1 protein-coding gene is annotated in these 1,340 nt (G+C 68.8%); it reads left to right on the top strand.

What is annotated here, in order from left to right:
* Window positions 1–238 precede the first annotated feature (238 nt).
* A complete protein-coding gene (locus tag ABZ883_RS43115) occupies window positions 239–1,309 on the top strand; it encodes an IS110 family transposase (RefSeq protein WP_360917792.1) in 1,071 nt (356 codons plus the stop codon).
* Window positions 1,310–1,340: the final 31 nt, after the last annotated feature.

Below are 1,340 nucleotides of genomic sequence, written 5' to 3'. Positions count from 1 at the left end.
GATCAGAGAGGTATCCCAACGTGTTGGATCGGCACCGGAGATCGTGGTCTGCAGCCATGATGTCCGAGGCTGTGGCAGGGGTCGCTCAAGTTACACCTGCCGCCCTGCGGGCTGGCCCTCGAACGGCGTGCGTCCCGGCCACAGCCGCCGACGGGAGTGGCTCAAGAGAGGTCTGCACTGCCCAACGTTGGTCTGCCCTCCTCGTCGGTCACCTGAATCCGACCACGAAGGAGACACCGTGCCATCCCGCCGCTCTGGCGACGCCGCATCAGGCCAGGTCATCATCGCGGTCGACCCGCACAAGGCATCCTGGACGGCCGTCGCCGTCGACGCCCGCCTACGGCCCCTGGATGCATTACGCGTCCCGGTCAGCCGAGCCGGCTACCGCGATCTGCTCCGCTTCGCCCGGCGATGGCCCAAGGCGATATGGGCGATTGAAGGCGCCGGCGGCCTGGGTGCCCCGCTGACCTCCCGACTGGCCGCCGACGGCATCTTGCCCACGGACGTGCCGGCCAAGCTCGCGCGCCGGGTAAGGCTGCTGTCCACCGGCCACGGCCGCAAGAGCGACGAGGCCGACGCACTGTCCGTGGGGATCGCCGCCCATACCGCAACCAGGCTCCACACCGCCCAGATCGACGAGGCCGTCGCAGCCCTGCGCACGCTGACCGAGCACCGCGACGACCTGGTCCGGACCCGCACCCAGACCGTCAACCGCCTCCACGCGTTGATGACCAAGCTCGTGCCCGCCGGCCTGCCGCGCAAGCTGACCGCCGATGCTGCTGCCGCAGCCTTGCGGGGGATCCGGCCGAAGGCGTCCCTGGCCCGCACCCTGCGCGGCCTGGCCACGGACCTGGTCGCCGAGATCCGCCGCCTGGACCGCCGGATCACCACCGTCACCGAGCAGATCACTGCAGCAGTGACCGAGTCGAACACGACCCTCACCGAACTCCACGGCATCGGGGACCTGCTGGCAGCGAAGATCCTCACCCGGACTGCGGGCGTGGACCGCTTCCGGTCGGAGGCCGCTTTCGCCTCGTACTGCGGCGTCGCACCTCTGGAGGTGTCCTCCGGAGACGTGAAACGACATCGCCTCTCGCGAGCAGGGGACCGGCAGTTGAACTCCGCCCTGCACGTCATGGCCATCACCCAGATCCGCCATCCCACCGCGGGACAGGCCTACTACCAGCGCAAGCGCGCCGAGGGTAAAGGCCACAAAGAAGCCCTCCGCTGCCTCAAGCGTCGGCTGGCCGATGTCGTCTACCGCAGGATGATCCGCGACCGGGATACCTCTCTGATCACCCCTGCTTGACACAGAGAGGTGCCGTTCGATGGACAGACCC

Source organism: Streptomyces sp. NPDC046977 (assembly GCF_040644455.1).
Classification (GTDB): domain Bacteria; phylum Actinomycetota; class Actinomycetes; order Streptomycetales; family Streptomycetaceae; genus Actinacidiphila.
The sequence above is the reverse complement of the archived record's forward strand: the minus strand, read 5'-3'. Positions and strand labels throughout refer to the sequence as shown.